This is a genomic window from Kitasatospora sp. NPDC096147, assembly GCF_044763225.1.
Taxonomy (GTDB): Bacteria; Actinomycetota; Actinomycetes; order Streptomycetales; family Streptomycetaceae; genus Kitasatospora.
Map to the genome: position 1 here is coordinate 384417 of NZ_JBIWFX010000004.1, position 22731 is coordinate 407147.

Sequence of the window (22731 nt, forward strand, 5' to 3'; positions counted from 1 at the left end):
CGGGCCGGGCCGCGGGCCCTAGGCTGACCGGACATGGAGATATCCACGGCACTCTGGTCCTTCGCCCTGGTGGTCGGTCTGCTGACCCTGACCCCCGGCCTCGACACCGCCCTCATCCTCCGTACCGCCGCCCTGGGCCAGCGGGCCCGGGCCTGGGGCGTGGTGGCCGGCATCCAGACCGGCACGATGATCTGGGGCACCCTCAGCTCACTGGGCATCAGCGCCCTGCTCACCGCCTCCCACCTCGCCTACGAGGCGCTGCGCTGGGCGGGCGTGGCGTACCTGGTCTGGATGGGCGTCCAGATGCTCCGCAGCGCCGGCGGCCCGGCGGCCCCGGAGAGCGACGACCTCGGGACGGGCGGCTTCCGGGCCGGCTGGCAGCGCGGCACCCTGACCAACCTGCTCAACCCCAAGGTCGGCGTCTTCTACGTGGCCGTCCTGCCCCAGTTCATCCCGGCCGGGGTGCCGCACCTGCCGATGGGCGTGGCGCTCACCTCGATCCACGTGGTCGAGGGCCTGCTCTGGTCCACCGTGCTGATCGCCTTCGCCCGAGTCCTGCGCACCTGGCTGCGCCGCCCGTCCGCCCGGCGCGTGCTCGACCGCGTCACCGGCACCGTGATCGTCGCCTTCGGCGCCCGGCTGGCCGTCACCGACTGACGCCCCGGGCCGGGTCCGTGCGGTCGGGCACCTGCCCCGGCGGGGTCCTCCTGCCGGACCCGGGGAACGCGAGGTCGGATATCCGCCGGTCCCGGCGCCACCGGGCGGCCAGGCTGGTCCGCATGACGACGCTTCAGACCACCACCCTGCTGACCGACGCGATCGCCCCCGCCACCTGCGAGCGGCTCCGCGTCCGCGACGACGCGGGCCGCCCGCCGGTGCTCTCCACCGACGAGACCGGCGGCGCCCCGCTCCGCTGCTGCCTCACCCGGGCCGAGCCCGGCGCCCGGATCGCCCTGGTCTCCTACCGCCCGCTTGCCCCCTGGGCCGCCGCCACCGGCACCGACCCCGGCCCCTACGACGAACGCGGCCCCGTGTTCATCCACGCCACCCCCTGCGACGGCCCCGCCCCCGGCTGGCCGGCCACCATGCACACCGGCCCCCGGGTCCTGCGCGCCTACTCCCACCGGGGCACCATCCTCGGCGGCCGGCTGGTCACCGACCCGGCCGCGCTGGAGGCGACCGCCGCCGAGCTGCTGACCGATCCCGAGGTGGCCCAGCTCCACGTTCGGGCGGTCGAGTACGGCTGCTACATGCACTCCGTCCGCCAGGCCTGAATCATCGAATGATAGGGAGTGGGTATCATTAGTGCATGCTCTACCAGACCCCCAAACTCGATGCGGCCGACCGTGAGGTGCTCGCGCAGATCGATGTGAAGCGCGACGAACTGCGCCATTCCGTGCAGCAGGCTCCGATGAAGTGGACCCAGGAGCTGCGCAAGGCGTTGACGGCGAGTGCCATCGCCGCGTCCAACACCATCGAGGGCTACCGCGTGACCGAGCAGGACGTCGCGGACCTGATCGACGGCGAGAAGGAGGTCGACGCCAGTGACGAGGACAAGGCGGAGACCCTCGCCTACCGCCAGGCCATGACGTACATCCAGTCACTCCACGACGCGCACGACTTTCGGTACGGGAAGGGACTGCTCAATGCGCTCCACTGGATGCTCCAGGGTCACCACCACCCGCTGAAGCTGGCCGGGCAGTGGCGGCGAGGAGCGGTACGGATCACCGCTCCGGGTGATCCGCTCGCCACCGACTACGAGGGGCCCGACCACGATCTCGTCGCCGGTCTGATGGGAGAGCTGGTCGACTGGCTCAACGATGGCGATCTCGAGGAGCACGTCCTCATCCGTGCCGCGATGGCCCATCTCAACCTGGTCAAGATCCACCCCTGGACGGACGGGAACGGTCGGCTCTCCCGATCGCTCCAGACGCTGGTGATCGCGCGCGGCGGCGTGCTGGCGCCGGAGTTCTCCTCGATCGAGGAGTGGCTCGGGCAGCCCGGCAACACCTGGGAGTACTACAAGGTGCTGCGCGTCGTCGGTGGGCCGGTCTGGTCGCCGGAGCGTGACACCGGTCCGTGGATCAAGTTCAACCTGCTCGCCTACCACCAGCAGGCCCAGCGTGTGCAGCACCGTGTCGACCGGTCGAACCGCTGCTGGATCGCCTTGGAGGAGGAGGTCGGCAGGCTCGGGGTGAGTGAGCGTCAGGTGACCGCCCTGCACGAGGTGGCCATGGCGGGCCGCGTACGGCGTGCCCGCTACGAGCGGGCCGAGGCCATCACCACTCAGCAGGCGACCCGCGACCTGCAGTTCCTCACGCGCACCGGCCTGTTGGAGGCCGTCGGGCAGACCAAGGCCCGCCACTACGTCGCCGGCCCGCGGTTTCCGGATCGGGTGCTCGGTATTGCCGGTCAGCGGTACCAGCCGGTCGATCCGTACGGGGCGTAGGCCGGTGCCGACCGGTCCTCAGTCGGGCGGCAGGTGCTCCAGGAAGTGCTGCTGGTCGGTCAGGAAGCCCGGGGCGAAGAGGCGGCGCGGGGCCAGGACGGCGGTCAGGGTGAGGCGGACGGGGGAGGACTCGATCGTGTCGGTGACCAGGGAGTGCGCGGCGTCCGGGTAGTGGCGGACCGTCAGGGTGTCGGGCGGGAGCAGGCGGCGGTAGGTGGTCTCGGTGTCGGCGGTGTCGACGTTGCGGTCGTGGCCGGCCAGGATCAGCAGGGTGGGGGTGCCGGCTGCCGCGCGCAGGTCGTCGGTGGCGTTCGAGCGGTGGTTGCGGGTGATGAAGCGCCAGCGCTCGGGGGTGATGCCGGGGGCGTCCGGTGCGCCTTCGCGCAGGCGGCGCAGGGTGTCCTCGCGGCGCTCCAGGGCGGTGCGGACGGCCGTCTCGTCGGCGCCCTCGGCGGCCAGTTCGGCGAGCAGGTTGTAGCGGCCCTGCTGCTGCCAGTCGACGGCGGGGGAGACGGCGATCACGAAGCGCAGGCTGCGGTCCCGGGCCGCGGCCTTGGGGAGGACCCAGCCGGCCTGGCTGGCGCCCCAGAGGCCGATCCGGTGCGGGTCGATCCCGGGACGGGTGCGGGCCCAGGCGACGGCGGCCAGGGTCTCGTCGGCCCGGTCGTCCATGCTCTGGGACAGCCAGTCGCCCTCGGAGCCGCCGACCCCGGGCTTGGAGAGCGACAGCGAGGCGTACCCGGCGCGGGCGAAGGACTCCCAGAGCGGTCGGTAGAAGCCCTCGTGGGTGGCGTCCACGGGGCCGTCGCCGTGCACCAGGACCACCAGGCCGAACGGGCCGGGGCCGGACGGCGGCAGGGCGAGGACGCCGGAGAGCCGGCCGCCGGCGTGCGGGACGGTGACGCGCTCCTCCCGCAGGTCGTAGTCGTACTGCCGGAGCACCACCCCGGTCAGGACGGCTGCGGCCAGCAGCAGGGTGGCCAGGGTCCGGATCAGTAGCCGCCGCACAGCCCCTCCTGGGCCTATCGAAACAAAAACGCTCGTCCTCAGGATGAGCGTATTAGGATCGATAGCGCAAGTGACCACGGAAGGAGAGGCCGATGCGGACGGTCGAGGTGCGGCGCGGAGTCCCGGAGGGTGCCGAACCGCGGGTGGCGGAGCTGTACTGGGAGGCGTTCGGCCGCAAGCTCGGGGCCGCGCTGAACCCGCCCGACCGGGCCCGGGCCTTCCTGGCCCGGCACCTGCGGCACGGCCGCGGCGTGGTCGCCCTGGTGGACGGCGGGGTGGCCGGGGTGGCCGGGTACCAGCTCGGCGGCGAGGGCCTGATCGGGGGCACGGCCGGTGACGTGCTGGCGGAGTACGGACGGGTGCGCGGCCTGCCCCGGCTGGCGCTGCTCGCGCTGATGGAGCGCCGGGCCGCCCCCGGCGAGCTGGTGATGGACGGCATCGCGGTCGCCCCGGAGCACCGGGGTGCCGGGCTCGGCAGCCTGCTGCTGGGTGAGATCCTGACGGTGGCCGCCGAGCAGGGCTGCCACCGGGTGCGGTTGGACGTGATCGACGTCAATCCGCGCGCCCGGGCGCTGTACGAGCGGCTCGGCTTCCGTGCCGTGAAGACCGAACGGACGCCCTGGCTCGGGGAGTTGATGGGATTCGAGGCGGTCACCACGATGCACCGCAGCACCGATCGGAGTGACAGGTGAGCGAGTGGCCCCCGGTGTCCACCCGGCTGCTGGTGCACGCGCTGGTCCGGACAGACGGCACGGTGGACGCGGCCGGGCTGTACGCCGTCGCGCCGCTGCTCGGCATGACGGACCAGCAGGTGCGGCTCTGCCTGAAGCGGCTGGTAGCGGAGGGCCGCTTCGCCCAGGAGGGCCGGGGGCGGAAGGCGGTGATCCGGGCGCTGCCGGATGCGAGCGGTGAGCTCACCCCGGACGCCGGCTACGTCCGGTACGCCTACCGGCAGGACCGGGGTGGGGCGCCGTGGGACGGCCGCTGGCGGCTGATCGCCTTCGCCGTGCCGGAGGCGCGTCGCGCGGCCCGGGACCAACTCCGGGAGCTGCTGCGCCACTTGGGGGCGGCTCCGGTGCAGAGCGGGCTCTACGCGACGCCGAACCCGATCACCGGCACGGTGCTCGCCGAGGCGGCCCGGCTCGGCCTGGGTGAGGAGCTCTCCACCTTCACCAGCACCGACCTGCGGCTCGGCGCCACCACCGACCCGGTCGAACTGGCCGCCCGGCTCTGGCCGTTGCCGGAGATCGCCGGACGGTACGGGCAACTGGCAGGACTGGCAGAGGAGTTCGCCGGGACGGCACCGGCCGACGAGGCCGAGCGGCTGACCAGGGCGGTCCGGCTGGCAGCGGCCTTCACCCTGGCCATCGAGCCCGATCCGCTGCTGCCGCCCGAGCTGCTCCCGCAGCCCTGGCCGGGCCGCGCGGCCCGGCGGCTGGCGGCGGAGTGCTGGCGGGCCCTGGAGCCGAGCGGCGGCGACGGGCAGCTGCGGCTGTTCGCCCGGTACCGGGACGTGGAGGAGGGCTGAGCGGCCGTCAGCCGCTGTCGGAGATCCGGCCCAGGCCGGTGGTCAGGTCCTCGGCGTTCATGCACGGGGTGACCGTGACGTGGGCGTTGAGCTGCCAGAACGGCTCCAGCGAGGTCACCAGGGCGGCCTCCTCCGGCAGGTCGGCGAAGAGGTAGGCGCAGCGCCGGCCGTCGGTGGGCGCGAAGTAGGCGGCCTCCGGCCTCACGGTGCTCATGAAGCCCTGCAGGGCCTGCTGCAGGGAGCCGTCCGCGAGCATCCGGTTGGAGGTCTCGGTGTCGAACACGACCTTGATGAGCGTGCGCATGATCCGCTGCCTTCCGCTGGAGGACGGGCCCCTACTCCAGGCTCCCGCCGCCCGCCACCGGGCGCACCCGGACGGGTGAGGGGCACGGGGCGGACGGACCGTCAGGCGGCGCTGGCGGGAGCGGCCGGAGCGGCGGCGGCCCGGGCCAGGTCGTGGTGGATCGGCCCGTCCCCGGCCGAGAGCGGCAGGCATGAGCCGCCCCGGCGGTGCGCGACGATCTCGGCGGCGACCGAGACGGCCGTCTCCTCGGGGGTGCGGGCACCGAGGTCCAGGCCGATCGGGGAGCGCAGCCGGCCGATCTCGGCGTCGGTCAGGCCGACCTCGCGCAGCCGGGCGTTCCGGTCCCGGTGGGTCTTGCGGGAGCCCATCGCGCCGACGTAGCCGACCGGCAGCCGGAGCGCGCGCTCCAGCAGCGGGATGTCGAACTTGGCGTCGTGGGTGAGCACGCAGAGCACGGTCCGGCCGTCGAGCGCGGAGAGCTGCGAGTCCAGGTAGCGGTGCGGCCAGTCGACCACCACCTCGTCCGCCTCCGGGAAGCGGCGCTCGGTGGCGAAGACCGGACGGGCGTCGCAGACGGTGACCCGGTAGCCGAGGAACTTGCCGATCCGCACCACCGCCGCCGCGAAGTCGATCGCGCCGAAGACCAGCATCCGGGGGGCCGGGACGTACGCCTCGACGAAGAAGGTGACGGTGCCCTGCTGCTCGTCGTCGCAGGGGCGACCGTCCAGGCCGAGCACCACCTGCCCGGTGCGGCCCGCCTCCAGCATGGCCCGCGCCTCGGCGACCACGGCGCGCTCCAGGGCGCCGGTGGTGGAGGGGGCGGGGGAGAGCGAGCCGTGGTGGGTGTCGGCGGTGACGGCGACGGTCGCACCGATCAGGCCGGCCGGGCCGGCGATGGCCCGGGCCAGCGCGACCGGGGTGCCGGAGGCGATGTAGGTGATGCCGGCGTCCAGCGCGGCGTCGGCGCCGGGGACCACCGGCTGGACGAAGACGTCCAGGACGCCGCCGCAGGTCAGGCCGACGGCGAAGGCGTCCTCGTCGCTGAAGCCGAAGCGCTCCAGCACGGGGGTGCCGGAGGTGACGGCCTCCTGGCAGAGCTCGTACACCGCGCCCTCGACGCAGCCGCCGGAGACCGAGCCGATCGCCTCGCCGGCCGCGTCCACCGCGAGCGCCGCGCCGGGATCGCGCGGGGCGGAGCCGGAGACGCCGACCACGGTGGCCACCGCGAAGGAGCGCCCGGAGGAGTGCCAGGCCAACAGCTGCTCGGCGATGTCCTGCATGTGCGGGTGCTCCTTACGAGGGATCGAGAGGTGGAACGGGACCAGCCGCTGTGCGAGGAGTGGGTGCCCCCCGCACAGCGGCTCTGGTACTAGTGAACTCCCAGCCAGGCCTTGATCGGCGTCAGGGCGAAGTACACCAGGAAGACGGCGGTCAGGATCCACATCAGCGGACCGGGCTCGCGCCACTTGCCCCGGCCGGCCTTGATCACGCAGTAGGTGATCACACCGGCCGCGACGCCCGCGGTGATGCTGTAGGTGAAGGGCATCAGCACGCAGGTCAGGAAGGCCGGGATGGCCACCTCGCGGTCCGACCAGTCGATGTGCCGGGCCTGACTCATCATCATCGAGCCGATGACCACCAGGGCGGCCGAGGCCACCTGGACCGGGACCATGCCGGCGATCGGGGTGAAGAACAGCATCAGGGTGAAGACGGCACCGGTGACCACCGAGGCGAGGCCGGTGCGGGCGCCCTCGCCGACGCCGGTGGCGGACTCGACGAAGACGGTCTGGCCGGAGGCCCCGGCCACGCCGCCGATCGCACCGCCGGCGCCGTCCACGAACAGCGCCTTGGAGAGACCGGGCATCCGGCCCTGCTTGTCGGCCAGCCCGGCCTCGGTGCCGACGCCGATGATGGTGGCCATCGCGTCGAAGAAGCCGGCCAGCACCAGGGTGAAGACCGCGACCGAGGCGGAGATGGCGCCCATGCCCTGGCTGCCGAAGGCGCCGAACAGGTCGACGTGGCCGAACAGGCCGAAGTCGGGGGCCTCCACCGGGCTGCCGGGCCACTTGGGCACCTGCAGACCCCAGACCTTGTCGTCCAGGCCGGCCACCGCGTTCACCACGAACGCGATCACGGTGCCGATGGCGAGGCCGATCAGGATCGCGCCCCGGGTGTTGCGGACCAGCAGGACGAAGATGCTGAGCAGGGTGATCGCGAAGATCAGCACCGGCCAGCCGGCCAGCTCGCCGGTCGGGCCGAGCGAGAGCAGCGGGCCCTTGCCCTGGAAGACGAAGCCGGCCTTGTTGAGGCCGATCAGGGCGATGAAGAGGCCGATGCCGATGGTGATCGCGTGCTTGATCGGCAGCGGGATGCCGTTCATGATCTTCTCGCGCAGGCCGGAGACGACCAGCAGCACGATGGCGATGCCGTAGATGACGCAGAGGCCCATGGCCTGTTCCCACGTGGTGTGGGGGACCACGATCGCCGATATCGCACCGGAGACCGAGAGGCCGGCCGCGGCGGCCAGCGGTACGTTGCCGACCACGCCGAGCAGGATCGTGGTCACGGCGGCGGCGAGCGCCGTGGCCGTGGTGAGCTGCGCGTGGTCCAGGGTGACGCCGTTCTTGTCGGCACCGCCCAGCAGGATCGGGTTGAGCAGCAGGATGTAGGCCATCGCCATGAAGGTGGTGAGGCCACCGCGGAGCTCGTTGCCGAAGGTGGAGCCGCGCGCCGAGATCTTGAAGTAGGCGTCGAGGCCGTTCTTCGGCGGCTTTGCCTCGGACGGCGTGGAGGAGTCGTCCGGAGCGGGTCTGTCGTCAGTGGTGCCGGGCTCCGTGGAGATCCGGGTCATGTCCACTCCCAAGGTTCAAAGGGGGTTGGGGTGGGCGAGCCGACCTGATTGCCGTTTGGAGGGGGGCACAGGGGGACTGTTCGACTCACGATGTGCGCGCACGTGCTGTGCGGGGTGGGGCGACTGCGCAGAACCCCGGCGTGGGAGAGGCGGCAGCGTGGGGGTGGTGCCTGATGGTGCGTCATTCTCTCTGTGGTGCGCCCCGGGGCGGCGGGAAGACGTCGTGGTGCCGCCCCGGGGAGGTTCGGTGTTAGAGCGTGCCCGTCAGGTGCTCCGGGCGGACCGGGATGCGGGTGAGGGCGATGCCCGTGGCGGCCCGGATCGCGGCGACGATCGAGGGGGTGGCCGACACGGTGGGGGCCTCGCCGACGCCGCGCAGCCCGTACGGGGCGTTCGGGTCCGGGAGTTCGAGCACGTCGACCGGGATCGGCGGGGTGTCCAGGATGGTGGGGATCAGGTAGTCGGTGAAGGAGGCATTGCGCACCTTCCCGTCCTTGACGATGATCTCCTCCATCACGGCCAGGCCGAGCGCCTGGGTGCAGCCGCCCTGGATCTGGCCGACCACCGAGAGCGGGTTCAGCGCCTTGCCGACGTCCTGGGCGGCCGTCAGCTCGACCACCTTGACCAGGCCGAGCTCCACGTCCACGTCGACCACCGCGCGGTTGGCGCAGAAGGTGTACTGGACGTGGCCGAAGCCCTGCCCGGTCTCCTTGTCGAACGGGACGGTGGGGCGGTGGTGGTGCTCGCGGGTCAGGTCGATCGCCTCGTCGCCGAGCAGGTCGACCATCGACACCAGCACGCCGGCGGTCTCGGAGACCACCTTGCCGCCGACCAGGTCGATGTCCTTCTGCTGCCAGCCGTAGCGGCGCCGGCCCTTCTCGATCAGCGCCTGCTTGACCGCCTCGGCGGCCAGCTTCACGGCGCCGCCGGTCATGTAGGTCTGCCGGGACGCGGAGGTCGAACCGGCCGACCCCACCTCGGTGTTGGCCGGGTGGATGGTGACCTGCTCGACGCCCAGCTCGGTGCGGGCGATCTGGGCGTGCACGGTGACGCCGCCCTGGCCGACCTCGGCCATCGCGGTGTGCACCATGGCGACCGGCTCGCCGCCGATGACCTCCAGCCGGACCCGGGCGGTGGAGTAGTCGTCGAAGCCCTCGGAGAAGCCGACGTTCTTGATGCCGACCGAGTAGCCGACGCCGCGCACGATGCCCTCGCCGTGCGAGGTGTTGGAGAGCGCGCCGGGCACCGAGCGGATGTCCAGGTGCTCGAAGTCCATCGGCGGGGGCAGCGGCATGTCCTTGACCCGCTGGAGCAGCTCGGCCACCGGGGCGGGCGAGTCGATCTGCTGGCCGGTGGGCATGAACGAGCCCTCGGACATCGCGTTCAGCTGCCGCAGCTCGACCGGGTCGATGCCCAGCTCGGCCGCCAGCTTGTCCATCTGCGACTCGTAGCCGAAGGCCGCCTGCACCGCGCCGAAGCCGCGCATCGCGCCGCAGGACGGGTTGTTGGAGTAGAGCGCGATGGCGTGCATCCGCACGTTCGGGATCTCGTACGGGCCGTGCCCGAGCGAGGCCGCGTTGCCGACCACGGCGGGGGAGGCGGAGGCGTACGCGCCGCCGTCCAGCACCAGGCGGGCGTCGGCGTAGACCAGCTTGCCGTCGCGGGTGGCGCCGTGCTCGTAGTACATCTTGGCCGGGTGGCGGTGCACGTGGCCGAAGAAGGACTCATCCCGGGCGTAGACGATCTTGACGGGCTTGCCGGTGTGCAGGGCCAGCAGCGAGGCGTGGATCTGCATCGACAGGTCCTCGCGGCCACCGAACGCGCCGCCGACGCCGGCCAGCGTGAGCCGGACCTTCTCCAGCGGCAGGGCCAGCACGGGGGCCATCTGCTCACGGTCCACGTGCAGCCACTGGGTGGCGATGTAGAGGTCGATGCCGCCGTCCTCGGAGGGCACCGCGAGACCGGACTCGGGGCCCAGGAACGCCTGGTCCTGCATGCCGACCTCGTAGTGGCCGGAGACCACCACGTCGGCCAGCGCGCGGACCTCGTCGGTGACGCCGAGGCCGGAGACCAGCTTCTGCTCGTGGCAGATGTTGCCGTAGCCGTGCGACTTGAACTCGTGCGGCTCGTGCACGTACCCGTGGGTCTCCGGGTCGAGGCACTGCTCCTCGGTGGTGATCGGGGTGAGCACCTCGTACTCGACCTTGATCTTCTTTACCGCGCGGCGGGCCGTCTCCGGGTGGTCGGCCGCGACCAGCGCGATCGCCTCGCCGTGGTAGCGGACCTTGTCGATGGCCAGGGCCGGCTGGTCCTGGATCTCCAGGCCGTAGAACTTCGAGCCGGGGATGTCCTCGTGGGTCAGCACCGCGTAGACGCCGGGCACCTTGAGCGCCTCGGAGATGTCCACGCTCAGCAGGTTGGCGCGCGGGTGCGGCGAGCGCAGCGCCATGCCCCAGAGCATGTCCTCGTGCCACATGTCGGAGGAGTAGGCGAACTCGCCCTTCACCTTCAGGTTGCCGTCCGGGCGCAGCGGCGAGCCGCCGATGCCGTCCTTGGACGCCTGGTTGATGTTCTGCAGGTTCTTCTGACCCTGGATGGTGCGAGTGCTCATTCTCCCGCCGCCTTCGCGCACGTGCGGGCGGAAGCCAGCCGCACCGCGTCCATGATCTTCTCGTAGCCGGTGCACCGGCAGAGGTTGCCGGAGAGGGCCTCGCGGATGTCGTTGTCGCTCGGCTGCGGCTCGTTCGCCAGCAGCGCGTCGGTCTGCACCAGCAGACCGGGGGTGCAGAAGCCGCACTGCACGGCGCCCGCGTCCACGAACGCCTGCTGCACCAGGCCGAGTTCGCCGTTCTCCTCGGCCAGGCCCTCGACGGTGCGGACCTCGCGGTCCTGCACCTGGCCGGCCGCGACCAGGCAGGAGCAGACCGGGGTGCCGTCCAGGTAGACGGTGCAGGAGCCGCACTCGCCCTGCTCGCAGGCGTTCTTCGAGCCCGGGAGGCCGACCCGCTCGCGCAGCACGTAGAGGAGGCTCTCGCCCTCCCAGACGTCGTCCGCCTCGACCGGCTTGCCGTTGGCGGTGAAAGTGACCCTCATGCCGCGCTCCTGATCTGCTTGCTGTAGTCGTTCCAACACCAGGTGAGGGTGCGGCGGGCCATCACGGCCAGCGAGTGCCGGCGGTAGTCGGCGGTGCCGCGCACGTCGTCGATCGGCGAGGCCGCGGCCTTCACCAGCTCGCCGAACCGCTGGATCACCTCGGTGCCCAGCAGGTCGCCGGACTCCCAGAGACCGCGCTCGGCGAGCACGCCCTCCAGGTAGGCCTCGGCCTCCGGGGCGCGGCGCGGCGTGGGGGCAGCCGAACCGATCCCGGTACCGACCGTGCCGTTCTTCGGGTGCAGCGCGAAGCCGAACGCGCAGACCGCGATGACCATCGCGTTCCGGGTGCCGATCTTCGAGAACTGCTGCGGGCCGTCCGCCACCGGGATGTGCACGGCGCGGATCAGCTCGTCCTGCTCCAGGCTGTTGCGCTTGACCCCGACGTAGAACTCGTCGATCGGGATCATCCGGGTGCCGCGCACCGAGGCGGCCTCCACGAAGACGTCCTTGCCGGCCGCCAGCAGCGCGGGGTGGGCGTCACCGGCAGGCGAGGCACCGCCGAGGTTGCCGCCGACGCCGCCGCGGTTGCGGATCTGCGGGGAGCCGACGGTGTGCGCGGCGAGCGCCAGGCCCGGCAGCGGCCCGGAGAGCTCGTTGATGATCCGGGTGTACGGGACCGAGGCGCCGAGCTTCACGACGGCACCGTCGTTCGACCACTCGGTCAGCTCGGTGATGCGGTTCAGGTCGAGAATCGCGGATGGCCGGTGCACGTCGAAGTTCATCTCGACCATGACGTCCGTACCGCCCGAGATCGGCAGCGCGGTCGGGTACTCAGCCTTCGCCGCGAGTGCCTCGTCCCAGGTAGCGGGCCGAAGGAACTCCATGCGGGTCTCTCCTCAAGTCGTCACGCCGGACGGTGGGCACACTGCCCGGGGGATTTCACTGGTTGTTCGGCGTGTGGCCAGTGAACCGCTGTGACCCGGCCCACTGGCAGTCACCGATGGCATGAAGCCCTCGCCTCGCCGTCGCCCGGCATCCTGTACGTTCCTCTAAGGCGGACAATTGCCCTGTACAGCGAAGCGCGGGGCCCCACTGACGACCGTAATCCGGCCGTGATTCGGAAGCTACGACCCCGTGACCGTGAGTCGGTTGATACGTAACACCGACCTCCGGATCCATGGGGCACACTGTCCTCCCGGTGCCCAGCGGCACCCATTCCGCACAGACGAAGGAGTCGCCGGATGCGCGTCCGAGACCTGCTCGCCCCCGGGGCCCCGAGGCTGCGGCTGCTCGCCGCCGAGGACGAGCTCGACCGGCAGGTCAGCGGTGTCATGACCACCGACCTCCAGGACCCGGGCCGCTACCTGCACGGTGGCGAGCTGGTGCTCACCGGCATGCTCTGGCGCACCGGCCCGGACGACTCCGAGCGCTTCGTGCGCACCATCGTGGCCGGCGGTGCGGTCGCCCTGGCGGCCGGCGAGGCCGAGGTCGGGCCGGTGCCCGAGGACCTGGTCGCGGCCTGCCGCCGGCACCGGATGCCGCTGCTCGCCGTGCCCGACGACATCGCCTTCGGCACCGTCACCGAGTTCATCGGCCGTCAGGTCTCGGCCGACCGGGCCGCCGACCTGGCCGCGCTGGTGGACCGGCACCGGCTGCTGGTCTCCGCCGCGGGCGGCGGCGGGCTGGACGCGGTGCTCGACCTGCTCGGTGGCGACCTGGACCTGGACTGCTGGGTGCTCGCCCCGACCGGCCGGGTGGTGGCCGGCCCCGTCGACCGGCTCTCCGCCGAGGAGCGCGACCAGCTGGTCCGGGCCAACCTCGCCGCCCAGCGCCAGCGCCGCCGCGCCCCGCACCGGGCCCGGCTGGCCGGCGGCTCGTACTCGCTGCTGCCCGCGCCGGCCAGCGCGGAGGCGGACGTCTCGCTCTCCGACTGGGTGCTGGTGGTGGCCGGCGACGTCACCGAATGGACCGTCAAGCGCCAGCAGCTGGCGGAGAACCTGGCCCGGCTGGTCGCGGTCGAGCGGGTCCGCCGGGACGAGGGCCGGCGGCTGCGGCGGCGGCTCGCCGACGAGGTGCTGACGCTCCTTCAGCGGGACGCCGACCCGGGCGAGATCAGCCGCACGCTGTACGCCTCGGCGGCGATGGCGGCCAAGTACGAGGGCGACGCGGTGGGGCCGCTGGTGACCGAGGGGTCCTGGTTGGTGCTGAGCGCCGAAGGGACGGGGCTGCCGGACGGGGCGGTGCGGTCAATCCTGGAGGAAGCTCTCACCGACGCCACCGACGGAGCCCTCGTCGCCGGTGCCGGCGGCGGCGCGGTGGTGGTGCTGCCGGCGCCCGCCACGCCCGTGCCCGCCGACGCGCTGCGGGAACTGCTCGCCCCGCTGGAGGCCGGGCTCGGCTCCGAGGGCCGGATCACCCTCGGCGTCTCCGCCCCCGCCTCCGAGGCGGGCGGTCTGCGCGGGGCCCTGGAGGAGGCCCGGCACGCCCGCCGGATCGCCGCCGCCCGGGTCGGCCGGGTCTGCGTGGCCGGGCCGGAGGAGCTGGCCTCGCACGTGCTGCTGCTGGCCGCCGTCCCGGACGAGGTGCGCCGCGCCTTCCGCAGCCGCCTGCTCGACAAGGTGATCGCCTACGACATCGAGCACCAGGCCGACCTGGTCCGCACCCTGGAGGCGTTCCTGCGCTCCGACGGCTCGTGGACGCGCTGCGCCGCCCAGCTGCACGTCCACGTCAACACCCTGCGCTACCGGATCGGCCGCATCGAGGAACTGACGGGCCGTGACCTCTCCCGCCTGGAGGACCGGGTGGACTTCTACCTGGCGCTCGAGCTGGCCTGACCGGACCTGACAGGGCCGGCCCGCGGATCCGGCGGGCAGTGCCTCGACGGTGACCGGGCCGTCGGATAATCGGACCCAGCTACGGCCCGAGCCCTCCTGCGAGCGCTCACCGGAGGGCCGTGCCGGAGGCTGGGGGCGAGGACGTGCGGTTCGGGCTGTTGGGTGACCTGCTGATCCGGGACGGCTCGGGAGTCCTGCTGCCGAGCCCCGCCCCGCACGGCCGGGCCCTGCTGGCCACCCTGCTGCTCGCCCCGAACCGCCCGGTCTCCCGCGAGCGGCTGACCGACGCCCTCTGGGGTGCCCATCCGCCGCCCAGCGCCGCCGCTTCGCTGATCAACCACGTCGGGCGGCTGCGCCGGCTGCTGGGCCCGGACGGTGGCGACCGGCTCCGGACCGTCCCGGCCGGCTACCTGGTGCGGATCGGCCGGGGGGAGCTGGACACCGACGAGCTGGCCCGGGCGGTCGCGGATGCAGCCGAGGCCCGCCGCGCGGAGGACTGGCGGGTCGTCAGCAGCGCCACGCGGACCGCGCTCGGCCTGTGGCGGGGCGCTCCGCTCGCCGACCTCCCCCAGCTGGCCGACCAGGAACTCCCGGCCGTCCGGTCCTTCGAGCAGGCCCGGCTCCAGGCCGCCGAGTGGTGCTTCGAGGCCGAGCTGCACCTCGGCCGCCACGAAGCCGCACTCGTCGAACTCACCCGCTGGGCCGGCCGGCACCCGCTGCACGAGGCCCTGCACGTCCACCTGGTCACCGCGCTCTACCGCAGCGGCCGGCAGGCCGACGCGCTCGACGCCTTCGAGGACATCCGGGCCCGCCTCGCCGAGGAGCTCGGCGTCGACCCCGGCCCGGCGCTGCGCACCGTCCACCAGCAGGTGCTGCGGGCGGCCCCGGTCCTGTTCCCGCCGCCGCCGCCGGCGGCGACGCCGACCGTCCGTACGCCTGCCCAACTCCCTGCCGACACAGCCGACTTCACGGGGCGCGCCGAGGAGCTCGCCACGCTGGTGGCCCGCCTGGGAGCCACGGCGGACGGCCGACCCCGGGTGCTGGTGGTCTCCGGGATGGGCGGCGTCGGCAAGACCGCACTCGCCGTGCACGCCGCGCACCGGGTGCGGCAGAGCTTCCCGGACGGCCAGCTCCACGTCGACCTGCACGGGTCCGGCCACGCCGAACCGCGCGACCCGCACGAGGTGGTGGCGCGACTGCTCGCCGACCTCGACCCCGGGCGGCCGGGCACGGCGCCGTCCGGGCACGGCACCGAGCCCCCGGCCGGGCCCACCGCCGAGACGGCCGACACCACCGACACCACCGACACCGCCGACCGCTCCGCCCGGCTGCGCAGCGCGCTCGCCGGCCGCCGCGTCCTGCTGCTCCTGGACAACGCCCGGGACGCCGCCCAGGTGCTCCCGTTCCTCCCCGGCGACGGCCACAGCGCCGTGCTCGTCACCAGCCGGAGGTCACTGGCCACCCTGCCGGACGCCTTCCAGGTGCCGCTTGAGCCGCTGGACGTCGAGGAGCAGCGCGACCTGCTGGCCCGGGCCTGCGGTGGCGAACGGGTCGCCGCCGAGCCCGACGCCGCCCTGCGCCTGCTGGCCGCGTGCGGCGGACTGCCGCTGGCCCTGCGGATCACCTCCGCGCGCCTGGCCGCGCGGCCCACCTGGCCACTCGGCGTCCTGGCCGACCTGCTGGCCCACGACGGCACCCGGCTGCAGGCGCTGACGGCCGGTCACCTCTCCGTCCGCACCACCCTGGCCTCCGGCTACGCGGTGCTGCGCGACGGCGACCCGGCAGCGCGCGAGGCGGCCCGGCTGTTCCGCCTGCTCGGCGGCTGGCCGGGCCTGGACCTCGGAGCCGGGCAGGCCGCCGCGCTGGCGGACCGTCCGGAGCACGTCACGGCGGACCTGCTGGAGACCCTGGTCGACCACCACCTGCTCCGCACGCCCGAGCCCCTGCGGTACCGCTTCCACGAGCTGGTCGGCGCGTACGCGGCGGAGCGGGCCGTCGCGGAGGAGACCGGGGCGGACCGGGATGCCGGGCAGGCCAGGCTGGCGCACTGGTACGCAGCCGCGTTCCGGCACGCCGGGCAGGTGCTGCGGTCCGGCGGCCCGGCCGTTCCGGGGTCGGCGGCGGACACGCCGGCAGCGCTTCCGGTCTTCACCGACGGCGCCGGGGCGGCGGCCTGGTGCACCCGCGAACTGGGCAACGCCACCGAGGTGGTCCGCCGGGCCGCGGCCTCGGCCCGCCCCGATCTCGCCTGGCAGGTGGCCTGCCACCTCGCGGGGTGCGTGACCGCTGACCGGTGGATCGCGACGGGCGACGGCGGCCCCGGCCCGTCGTGGCCCGTCGATGTCGTGCACGGCACGGCCGACCGCTTCTCGGAGGCGGTGGAGGCGCTCGCGTCCTCCCTCGACCGGGCCGGGCGGAGCGGTCGTGACGACCTCACGGCACCCGTGGTCCGGCGGCTGGCCGCCGTCCACGACCGGATGCGCTCCGCCCGCGCCGTGCTGGCCCGGGCGGAGCTGGGCGGCTGACCGGGGTGGCCGGCGCGGAGCCGGCAGGCTGACCTGGTCGGCTGAGGGCGGTCGTGCCGACGGGCCGACGCCGAAGGGCCCGCCCTCCCCCGGTCGGGGAGCGGCGGGCCCTTCGCCTGCGGGGGTGACGGTGCGTCAGCCGTTGGCCGGGATCACCGTGGTGAGCCACTTGAAGACGTCGGGGACCATCGGCTTCCAGACGTCGCTGGAGTGCGCGCCGGTGGTCTCGATCGGCTGGACGGTGGTGGGGGCCTTGGCCGCCGCCTTCAGGGCCTGGGCGTCCTCGAAGCCGTCGCCCTTGTTGCCGCTGACGTAGAGGGCGACCTTCGGGGGCTGGGCGGCGCTCTTGAGGATGTTCAGCGGGTTGGACTTCTCCCGCAGGGCCGGGTCCTTGGCGGTGAGCGAGGCCGGCTCCTTGCCCGGGTCGTTGTAGCCGGAGAGGCTGATGCCGGCCCGGTAGCGGTTCGGGTGCTCGACCGCGAGCTTGGTGGCGCAGTGCGCGCCGGCCGAGTAGCCGGCCACCGCCCAGCGGTCGGCGGACGGGTCGGCGCGGAAGTTGTCCAGCACCATCTGCGGGACGTCCCGGGAGAGCCAGGTGGCGGCGTTGACCTTGCCGGGCACGTCCGCGCAGCCGGTGTCGGTGGTGTTGCCCAGCAGCAGGGTGCGCGGGGAGACCAGGATGAATGGCGCCACCTGGCCGGTCTCCATCAGCGGCTTGAGCTGCTCGGAGACCTTGAGGGTGCCGTACCAGGTGGAGGAGGAGCCGGGCCAGCCGGGCAGCAGCTCGACCACCGGGAACTTCTTGTCCTTGTACTCGGGCTTGTCGTACTGCGGCGGCAGCCAGACCAGCACCTCGCCGTCGACGCCGGACAGCTTGCCCTTGAGCTCGGTGCGCTGGACGTCGCCCGGCACCTTGGGGTCGTCGACCTTCTTGAACTGCTGGATCACCTTGGGCTCGGGCGCGTGGGTGGAGCCGCCCTTCGGGTCCTCGGGGGCCACGTGCGGCACCGCCCGGACGTGCTCGCCGGTGCCGAGCAGGTCGGACCAGCTGCCGTAGATCAGGTTGGCGTTGTTGACCATGACGAAGACCGTCACCACGGCCGTCACCTGACAGAACAGCAGCATCACCAGCCGGGTGAGCGCCCGGGCCGCTCTCGGGCCGCGCACCTTCCCCCAGAGCAGCATCGCGACCGCGATGGAGATCGGCACGAGGATGATCGTGACGATGAGGAAGGGGGTGCCTGTCAGTTGCATCGAGTTCTCTTGTCCGGTCGCCAACCGTCACGGAGGACCTGGTCGCCCCCGGACGCTTCGATGGGATCAGACGGTCTCGAACCGAAGATCGGTTGCTCCTCGAACCTGAGTGGAACCTGAGAGGAACGTCACACCTTCCGTGAGAACCGCCTGAACGGCCCGGACCAGTGTGCCACCCGCTTGGCGGTACGCGTCGAACGGGTACGGCCGGTTCACAGCGAGTCGCCACGCCGGGGAGCCCGCTTCCTGGAAACTGTCGGAGTGTCATACCGCAGCCGACGCACCGCCGCCCTCGCCCTGGCCCTGCTGCTGACGGCGGTGGGGTGCAGCAGCACGGGAGGCAGACGGGCCGAGCAGGCCCGTTCGAAGTCCGCCACGGCCGGCGGCGCGGTGGACACCCCGCGCTGGACGGTGGCGATGGTCACCCACGCGGGCGCGGGCGACGCGTTCTGGGACGGCGTCCGCAAGGGCGCCGAGCAGGCCGCCGCCAAGGACAACATCGCCTTCCGCTACACCAACGACGCGCAGACCCAGAACCAGGTCCAGCTGGTCCAGGCCGCGATCGACCAGCGGGTGGACGGCCTGCTGGTCTCGCTGGCCAAGGGCGAGGCGATGGCCGAGGTGCTGGGCAAGGCGAAGGCGGCCGGCATCCCGGTGATCAGCATCAACTCGGGCCAGGAGTACTCGGCCCGGTTCGGCGCGCTCACCCACGTCGGCCAGGACGAGTCCACGGCCGGCCGGGCCGCCGGGGCCGAGCTGGCGAAGCGGGGGCGGAAGTCCGTGCTCTGCGTGATCCACGAGCAGGGCAACGTCGGGCAGGAGCAGCGCTGCGGCGGGGCGAAGGAGAGCTTCGGCGGCCCGTTCCAGACCCTGTACGTGACCGGCACCAGCCTGCCCGACGCCAAGGCGGCGGTGGCCGCCAAGCTCCAGGCCGATGCCGGCCTGGACACCGTGCTCACCCTGAGCGCCCCGCTGGCCGCCACCGGGCTCCAGGCCATCGCGGACGCCCGGCCCGGGGTGGAGCTGGACACCTTCGACCTCGGCACCCAGGTGGTGGACGGCCTGAAGAAGGGCACGGTCGGCTTCGCGGTCGACCAGCAGCCCTACCTCCAGGGCTACGAGGGCGTGGACCTGCTCTGGCTCTACCGCTCCAACCTGGACGTGCTGGGCGGGGGCGGCCCGGTGCTGACGGGCCCTCAGATCCTCACCCGGGAGAACGCGGACGCCCTCGCCACCTACGTCGCCCGGGGCACCAGGTGAGCCGCGAGGTGCTGAGCGCCGGGCCGCCGCAGCGCCGCCGCCGGCACCACTCCCGCCCCGAGCTGGGCGCGGCGCTGGCCGCGCTCGCGGTGCTGGTGGTCTTCGCGGTGGTGGCCGACGGCTTCCTGCGGCCGGCCTCGATCGGCACCGTGCTGTACGCCGCCTCCACCATCGGGATCATGGCGGTGCCGGTCTCGCTGCTGATGATCGGCGGCGAGTTCGACCTGTCGGCCGGGGTGCTGGTCACCACCGCCGCGCTGACCTCCTCGATGGTCTCCTACCAGCTGACCGCGATCACCTGGGTCGGCGTGCTGGTCTCGCTTGCGGTGGCGCTCGCGGTCGGCTGGCTGAACGGCTGGCTGCTGGCCCGCACCGGGCTGCCCAGCTTCATCGTCACCCTCGGCACCTTCCTGATGCTGACCGGCGCCAACCTGGGCGTCACCAAGCTGGTCTCCGGCACCGTCACCACCAAGCCGATCGCCGACATGGAGGGCTTCGCCTCCTGCCGCTGGCTGTTCGCCTCGGAGCTGACGGTGGGCGGGCTGAGCGTCAAGGCCACCGTCTGGTGGTGGCTCGCCCTGGTGGCGGCGGGCTCCTGGGTGCTGCTGCGCACCCGGTACGGGAACTGGGTCTTCGCGGTCGGCGGCGACCCGGCGGCGGCCAGGGCGGTCGGCGTGCCGGTGGCCGGGGTGAAGACGGCGCTCTACCTCGGGGTGGGCTTCTGCGCCTGGGTGCTCGGGCAGCACCTGCTGTTCTCCTTCGACACCGTGCAGTCCGGCGAGGGCGTGGGGAACGAACTGATCTACATCGTGGCGGCGGTGATCGGCGGCTGCCTGATCACCGGCGGCTACGGCTCGGTGCTGGGCGGCGCGCTCGGCGCGCTGATCTTCGGCATGGTCAGCAAGGGCATCGTCTACGCCCAGTGGAACCCGGACTGGTTCAAGTTCTTCCTCGGCGCGATGCTGCTGCTGGCCGCGCTGCTCAACTCCTGGGTCAAGCGACGGGCGGAGCGTGGCGGCCGGTGAGCCTGCTGGAGCTGGACGAGGTGGGCAAGAGCTACGGCAGCGTCCGGGCCCTGGAGGGCATCTCGCTGACCGTCGAGGCCGGTCGGGTGCACTGCGTGCTCGGCGACAACGGCGCGGGCAAGTCCACCCTGATCAAGATCATCGCCGGGCTGCACCGGCACGACGAGGGCCGGTACCTGATCGACGGTCAGGAGGTGCGGCTCTCCTCGCCCAAGGAGGCGATGGAGCGCGGCATCGCCACCGTCTACCAGGACCTCGCGGTGGTGCCGCTGATGCCGGTCTGGCGGAACTTCTTCCTCGGCGCCGAGCTGGGCTCCCGGCTGCGCCTCGACGTGCCCCGGATGCGGGCGGTCACCCGGGAGGCGCTGGCCCGGATGGGCATCGACCTGCCCGACGTGGATCGGCCGATCGGCACGCTGTCCGGCGGCCAGCGGCAGTGCGTGGCGATCGCCCGGGCGGTGCACTTCGGTGCCCGGGCGCTGGTGCTGGACGAGCCGACCGCCGCGCTCGGGGTCAAGCAGTCGGGCGTGGTGCTGCGGTACGTGGCGGCGGCCCGGGACGAGGGGCTGGGCGTGGTGCTGATCACCCACAACCCGCACCACGCACATCTGGTGGGGGACCACTTCACCCTGCTGAGACGCGGGAGGATGGCAGGCAGCCACCCGCGCGCCGGGATCACCCTGGAGCAGCTCACCACCGAGATGGCGGGCGGCTCCGACCTGGCCGAGCTCAGCCACGAGCTCGGCCGCGACGCCCCCGACCCCGGCACCCGCCCTGAGGAGTGACCCGCCCCGTGAGCAGCCCGCAACGTCCCCCCGTCCTGCCCACCCTGCTCGGCATCGGCCCGCGCGCGGAGCGCCGCCGCCGGGCGCTGCCGGCCAGCGTGCTGCGGCTGCCCACGGTGGGCGTGGACATCGGCGGGACGAAGGTGGTCGCCGGGGTGGTGGACGGCGAGGGCAAGGTGCTGGAGCGGATCCGCACCGACACCCCCGACAAGAGCAAGAGCCCCAAGGTGGTCGAGGACGTGATCGTCGAGCTGGTGCTCCGGCTGGCGGACCGTCACGACGTGCACGCGGTGGGCGTCGGCGCGGCCGGCTGGGTCGACTCGGACCGCTCCCGGGTGCTCTTCGCCCCGCACCTGAACTGGCGGGACGAGCCGCTGCGGGACGCGCTCAGCGCCCGGCTGCGCTTCCCGGTGATCGTGGAGAACGACGCCAACGCCGCCGCCTGGGCCGAGTGGCGCTTCGGCGCCGGCCGGGGTGAGGAGCACATGGTGATGCTCACCCTGGGCACCGGCATCGGCGGCGCGGTGGTCCGGGACGGCTACGTGGACCGGGGGAAGTACGGCCTGGCGGGCGAGTTCGGCCACATGCAGGTGGTGCCCGGCGGCCACCGCTGCCCGTGCGGCAACCGCGGCTGCTGGGAGCAGTACTCCTCCGGCAACGCGCTGGTCCGGGACGCCCGGGAGCTGGTGGCCGAGGAGTCCCCGGTGGTGCAGCCGCTGCTGGCGCTGGCCGGCGGCACCGCCGCCGGGCTGACCGGCCCGCTGATCACCGAGGCGGCGCGCGGCGGCGACCCGGTCGCCACCGAACTCCTCTACGAGGTCGGCACCTGGCTCGGCACCGGCATCGCCAACCTCGCGGCGGCGCTGGACCCCGGACGGTTCGTCATCGGCGGCGGGGTCTCCGAGTCCGGGGAGCTGCTGCTCGCGCCGGCCCGGCAGGCGTTCAAGCGGACCCTGACCGGCCGCGGCTTCCGCCCGGAGGCGCAGATCGTGCACGCGGCGCTGGGCAACGACGCGGGCCTGGTCGGCGCGGCCGACCTGGCCCGGCAGGTGGCGCGGCGCTTCCGCACCATCAAGCGCCACCGGGTCGAGCGGACGGCGACCTGACGGTCCGTCCGCCGGTCGGACACCGAACTCCCGCGCGGGGCCGGTTCCCTAGGCTGGCCGGATGACCGACCAGCTACGGATCTGCTTCATCGGCGACTCCTTCGTCCTGGGCCTCGGCGACCCCTCCTACCAGGGCTGGGTCGGCCGGGTGCTGGCCGCCGCCGGCCCCGGCCTGACCGCCTTCAACCTGGGGGTGCGCCGGAACACCTCGGCGGACGTGCTGGCCCGGGTCTGGGCCGAGTACGACGCCCGCCACGTCCCCGGTGCGGACCACCGCCTGGTGGTCTCCTTCGGCAGCAACGACACCGTCGTCGAGGACGGCGCCCCCCGGGTCGCACCCGCCCGCACCCTGGAGCACCTCACCGCCCTCCTCACCGAGGCGGCCCGGCGCGCGGTCCCGGTCCTGGTGGTCGGCCCCCCGCCGGTCGCCTTCCTCGGCACCGAGCACCTCTCGCGCCTGCTCGCCCTCGCCGACGCCGAGGCCGCGCTCTGCGCCGACTTCGGCGTCCCCTTCGTCCCCCTCACCGAGGCGCTGGCCGCCGACCTGGCCTGGAACGCCGAGGCGCTGGCCGGCGACGGTGCCCACCCGGCGGCGGGCGGCTACGCCCGGGCCGCCGAGGTGGTGCTGGCCGGCGGGCTCCTGTCCTGGCTGACGGCTCCTCAGGCGGCGCCCCGGGCCCGCCAGTAGGCGGCGTCCTTTCGGATCGGC

20 protein-coding genes are annotated in these 22731 nt (G+C 73.3%); 12 read left to right on the top strand and 8 right to left on the bottom strand.

Going from position 1 to position 22731, the window contains the following annotated elements; translation table 11 throughout:
* The first annotated feature begins 33 nt into the window (after positions 1-33).
* The 3 genes from ACIRBX_RS15950 (at position 34) to ACIRBX_RS15960 (ending at position 2449) form a co-directional block, all read left to right on the top strand.
* Entirely contained in the window at positions 34-657 is a 624-nt protein-coding gene (locus ACIRBX_RS15950) for a LysE family translocator (RefSeq protein WP_402297077.1), read from the top strand.
* A 122-nt stretch (positions 658-779) separates the two neighbouring features.
* A complete protein-coding gene (locus ACIRBX_RS15955; protein ID WP_402297079.1) occupies positions 780-1274 on the top strand; it encodes a DUF1203 domain-containing protein in 495 nt (164 codons plus the stop codon).
* A gap of 35 nt (positions 1275-1309) precedes the next feature.
* The gene (locus ACIRBX_RS15960) at positions 1310-2449 is read left to right on the top strand and encodes a Fic family protein (RefSeq protein ID WP_402297081.1); all 1140 of its coding nucleotides are present in this window, start codon (positions 1310-1312) and stop codon (positions 2447-2449) included.
* 18 nt (positions 2450-2467) lie between these two features.
* On the opposite strand, the gene ACIRBX_RS15965 is transcribed toward ACIRBX_RS15960, so the two are convergent.
* Complete coding sequence (locus tag ACIRBX_RS15965; RefSeq protein ID WP_402297083.1) at positions 2468-3457, bottom strand: alpha/beta hydrolase family protein; 990 nt, start codon at positions 3455-3457, stop codon at positions 2468-2470.
* Positions 3458-3549: 92 nt separating this feature from the next.
* Between ACIRBX_RS15965 and ACIRBX_RS15970 the strand changes: the two genes are divergently transcribed.
* Both ACIRBX_RS15970 and ACIRBX_RS15975 read left to right on the top strand, forming a co-directional pair.
* Entirely contained in the window at positions 3550-4149 is a 600-nt protein-coding gene (locus tag ACIRBX_RS15970; protein WP_402297085.1) for a GNAT family N-acetyltransferase, read from the top strand.
* Positions 4146-4985, top strand: a complete 840-nt coding sequence (locus ACIRBX_RS15975) for a PaaX family transcriptional regulator C-terminal domain-containing protein (RefSeq protein ID WP_402297087.1) — start codon at positions 4146-4148, stop codon at positions 4983-4985. Before ACIRBX_RS15970 ends, ACIRBX_RS15975 begins: the two co-directional genes overlap by 4 nt.
* A 7-nt stretch (positions 4986-4992) precedes the next feature.
* Here the strand turns inward: ACIRBX_RS15975 and ACIRBX_RS15980 are convergent, their stop codons facing one another.
* The 6 genes from ACIRBX_RS15980 to ACIRBX_RS16005 all read right to left on the bottom strand — a co-directional run bounded on the left by ACIRBX_RS15980 (position 4993) and on the right by ACIRBX_RS16005 (position 12117).
* Positions 4993-5289 (bottom strand): hypothetical protein, encoded by a 297-nt coding sequence (locus ACIRBX_RS15980; protein ID WP_402297089.1) that lies wholly within the window; start codon positions 5287-5289, stop codon positions 4993-4995.
* A 101-nt stretch (positions 5290-5390) separates the two neighbouring features.
* Positions 5391-6569 carry an XdhC family protein gene (locus ACIRBX_RS15985; RefSeq protein WP_402297091.1) on the bottom strand — a complete coding sequence of 393 codons (1179 nt, stop codon included), beginning with the start codon at positions 6567-6569 and terminating at the stop codon, positions 5391-5393.
* Between the two features lie 89 nt (positions 6570-6658).
* Positions 6659-8140, bottom strand: coding sequence for an NCS2 family permease (locus ACIRBX_RS15990; protein WP_402297093.1), 1482 nt, complete (start codon positions 8138-8140; stop codon positions 6659-6661).
* Positions 8141-8390: 250 nt separating this feature from the next.
* The gene (pucD, locus tag ACIRBX_RS15995; protein ID WP_402297095.1) at positions 8391-10751 is read right to left on the bottom strand and encodes a xanthine dehydrogenase subunit D; all 2361 of its coding nucleotides are present in this window, start codon (positions 10749-10751) and stop codon (positions 8391-8393) included.
* Complete coding sequence (locus ACIRBX_RS16000) at positions 10748-11233, bottom strand: (2Fe-2S)-binding protein (RefSeq protein ID WP_402297097.1); 486 nt, start codon at positions 11231-11233, stop codon at positions 10748-10750. The genes pucD and ACIRBX_RS16000 overlap by 4 nt, the downstream gene beginning before the upstream one ends.
* Complete coding sequence (locus ACIRBX_RS16005; RefSeq protein WP_402297099.1) at positions 11230-12117, bottom strand: FAD binding domain-containing protein; 888 nt, start codon at positions 12115-12117, stop codon at positions 11230-11232. Before ACIRBX_RS16005 ends, ACIRBX_RS16000 begins: the two co-directional genes overlap by 4 nt.
* A gap of 357 nt (positions 12118-12474) precedes the next feature.
* Here ACIRBX_RS16005 and ACIRBX_RS16010 point away from each other — a divergent pair, with 357 nt between their 5' ends.
* Positions 12475-14067, top strand: a complete 1593-nt coding sequence (locus tag ACIRBX_RS16010; protein WP_402297101.1) for a PucR family transcriptional regulator — start codon at positions 12475-12477, stop codon at positions 14065-14067.
* Between the two features lie 119 nt (positions 14068-14186).
* Positions 14187-16592 (top strand): AfsR/SARP family transcriptional regulator, encoded by a 2406-nt coding sequence (locus tag ACIRBX_RS16015; protein WP_402297103.1) that lies wholly within the window; start codon positions 14187-14189, stop codon positions 16590-16592.
* Between the two features lie 135 nt (positions 16593-16727).
* Here the strand turns inward: ACIRBX_RS16015 and ACIRBX_RS16020 are convergent, their stop codons facing one another.
* Positions 16728-17846: an alpha/beta hydrolase gene (locus ACIRBX_RS16020; RefSeq protein WP_402297105.1), complete on the bottom strand. Its 1119-nt coding sequence runs from the start codon at positions 17844-17846 to the stop codon at positions 16728-16730.
* Positions 17847-18107: 261 nt separating this feature from the next.
* Here ACIRBX_RS16020 and ACIRBX_RS16025 point away from each other — a divergent pair, with 261 nt between their 5' ends.
* The 5 genes from ACIRBX_RS16025 to ACIRBX_RS16045 all read left to right on the top strand — a co-directional run bounded on the left by ACIRBX_RS16025 (position 18108) and on the right by ACIRBX_RS16045 (position 22710).
* Entirely contained in the window at positions 18108-19106 is a 999-nt protein-coding gene (locus ACIRBX_RS16025; RefSeq protein WP_402297107.1) for a substrate-binding domain-containing protein, read from the top strand.
* On the top strand, positions 19103-20131 hold the full coding sequence (locus tag ACIRBX_RS16030) for an ABC transporter permease (RefSeq protein WP_402297109.1): 1029 nt from the start codon (positions 19103-19105) through the stop codon (positions 20129-20131). Before ACIRBX_RS16025 ends, ACIRBX_RS16030 begins: the two co-directional genes overlap by 4 nt.
* Positions 20128-20916 (top strand): ATP-binding cassette domain-containing protein, encoded by a 789-nt coding sequence (locus tag ACIRBX_RS16035; RefSeq protein WP_402297111.1) that lies wholly within the window; start codon positions 20128-20130, stop codon positions 20914-20916. The genes ACIRBX_RS16030 and ACIRBX_RS16035 overlap by 4 nt, the downstream gene beginning before the upstream one ends.
* A 44-nt stretch (positions 20917-20960) precedes the next feature.
* Positions 20961-22022 carry an ROK family glucokinase gene (locus ACIRBX_RS16040; protein ID WP_402297623.1) on the top strand — a complete coding sequence of 354 codons (1062 nt, stop codon included), beginning with the start codon at positions 20961-20963 and terminating at the stop codon, positions 22020-22022.
* A gap of 61 nt (positions 22023-22083) precedes the next feature.
* Positions 22084-22710, top strand: coding sequence for a GDSL-type esterase/lipase family protein (locus ACIRBX_RS16045; protein WP_402297113.1), 627 nt, complete (start codon positions 22084-22086; stop codon positions 22708-22710).
* The last annotated feature ends 21 nt before the right edge of the window (positions 22711-22731 follow it).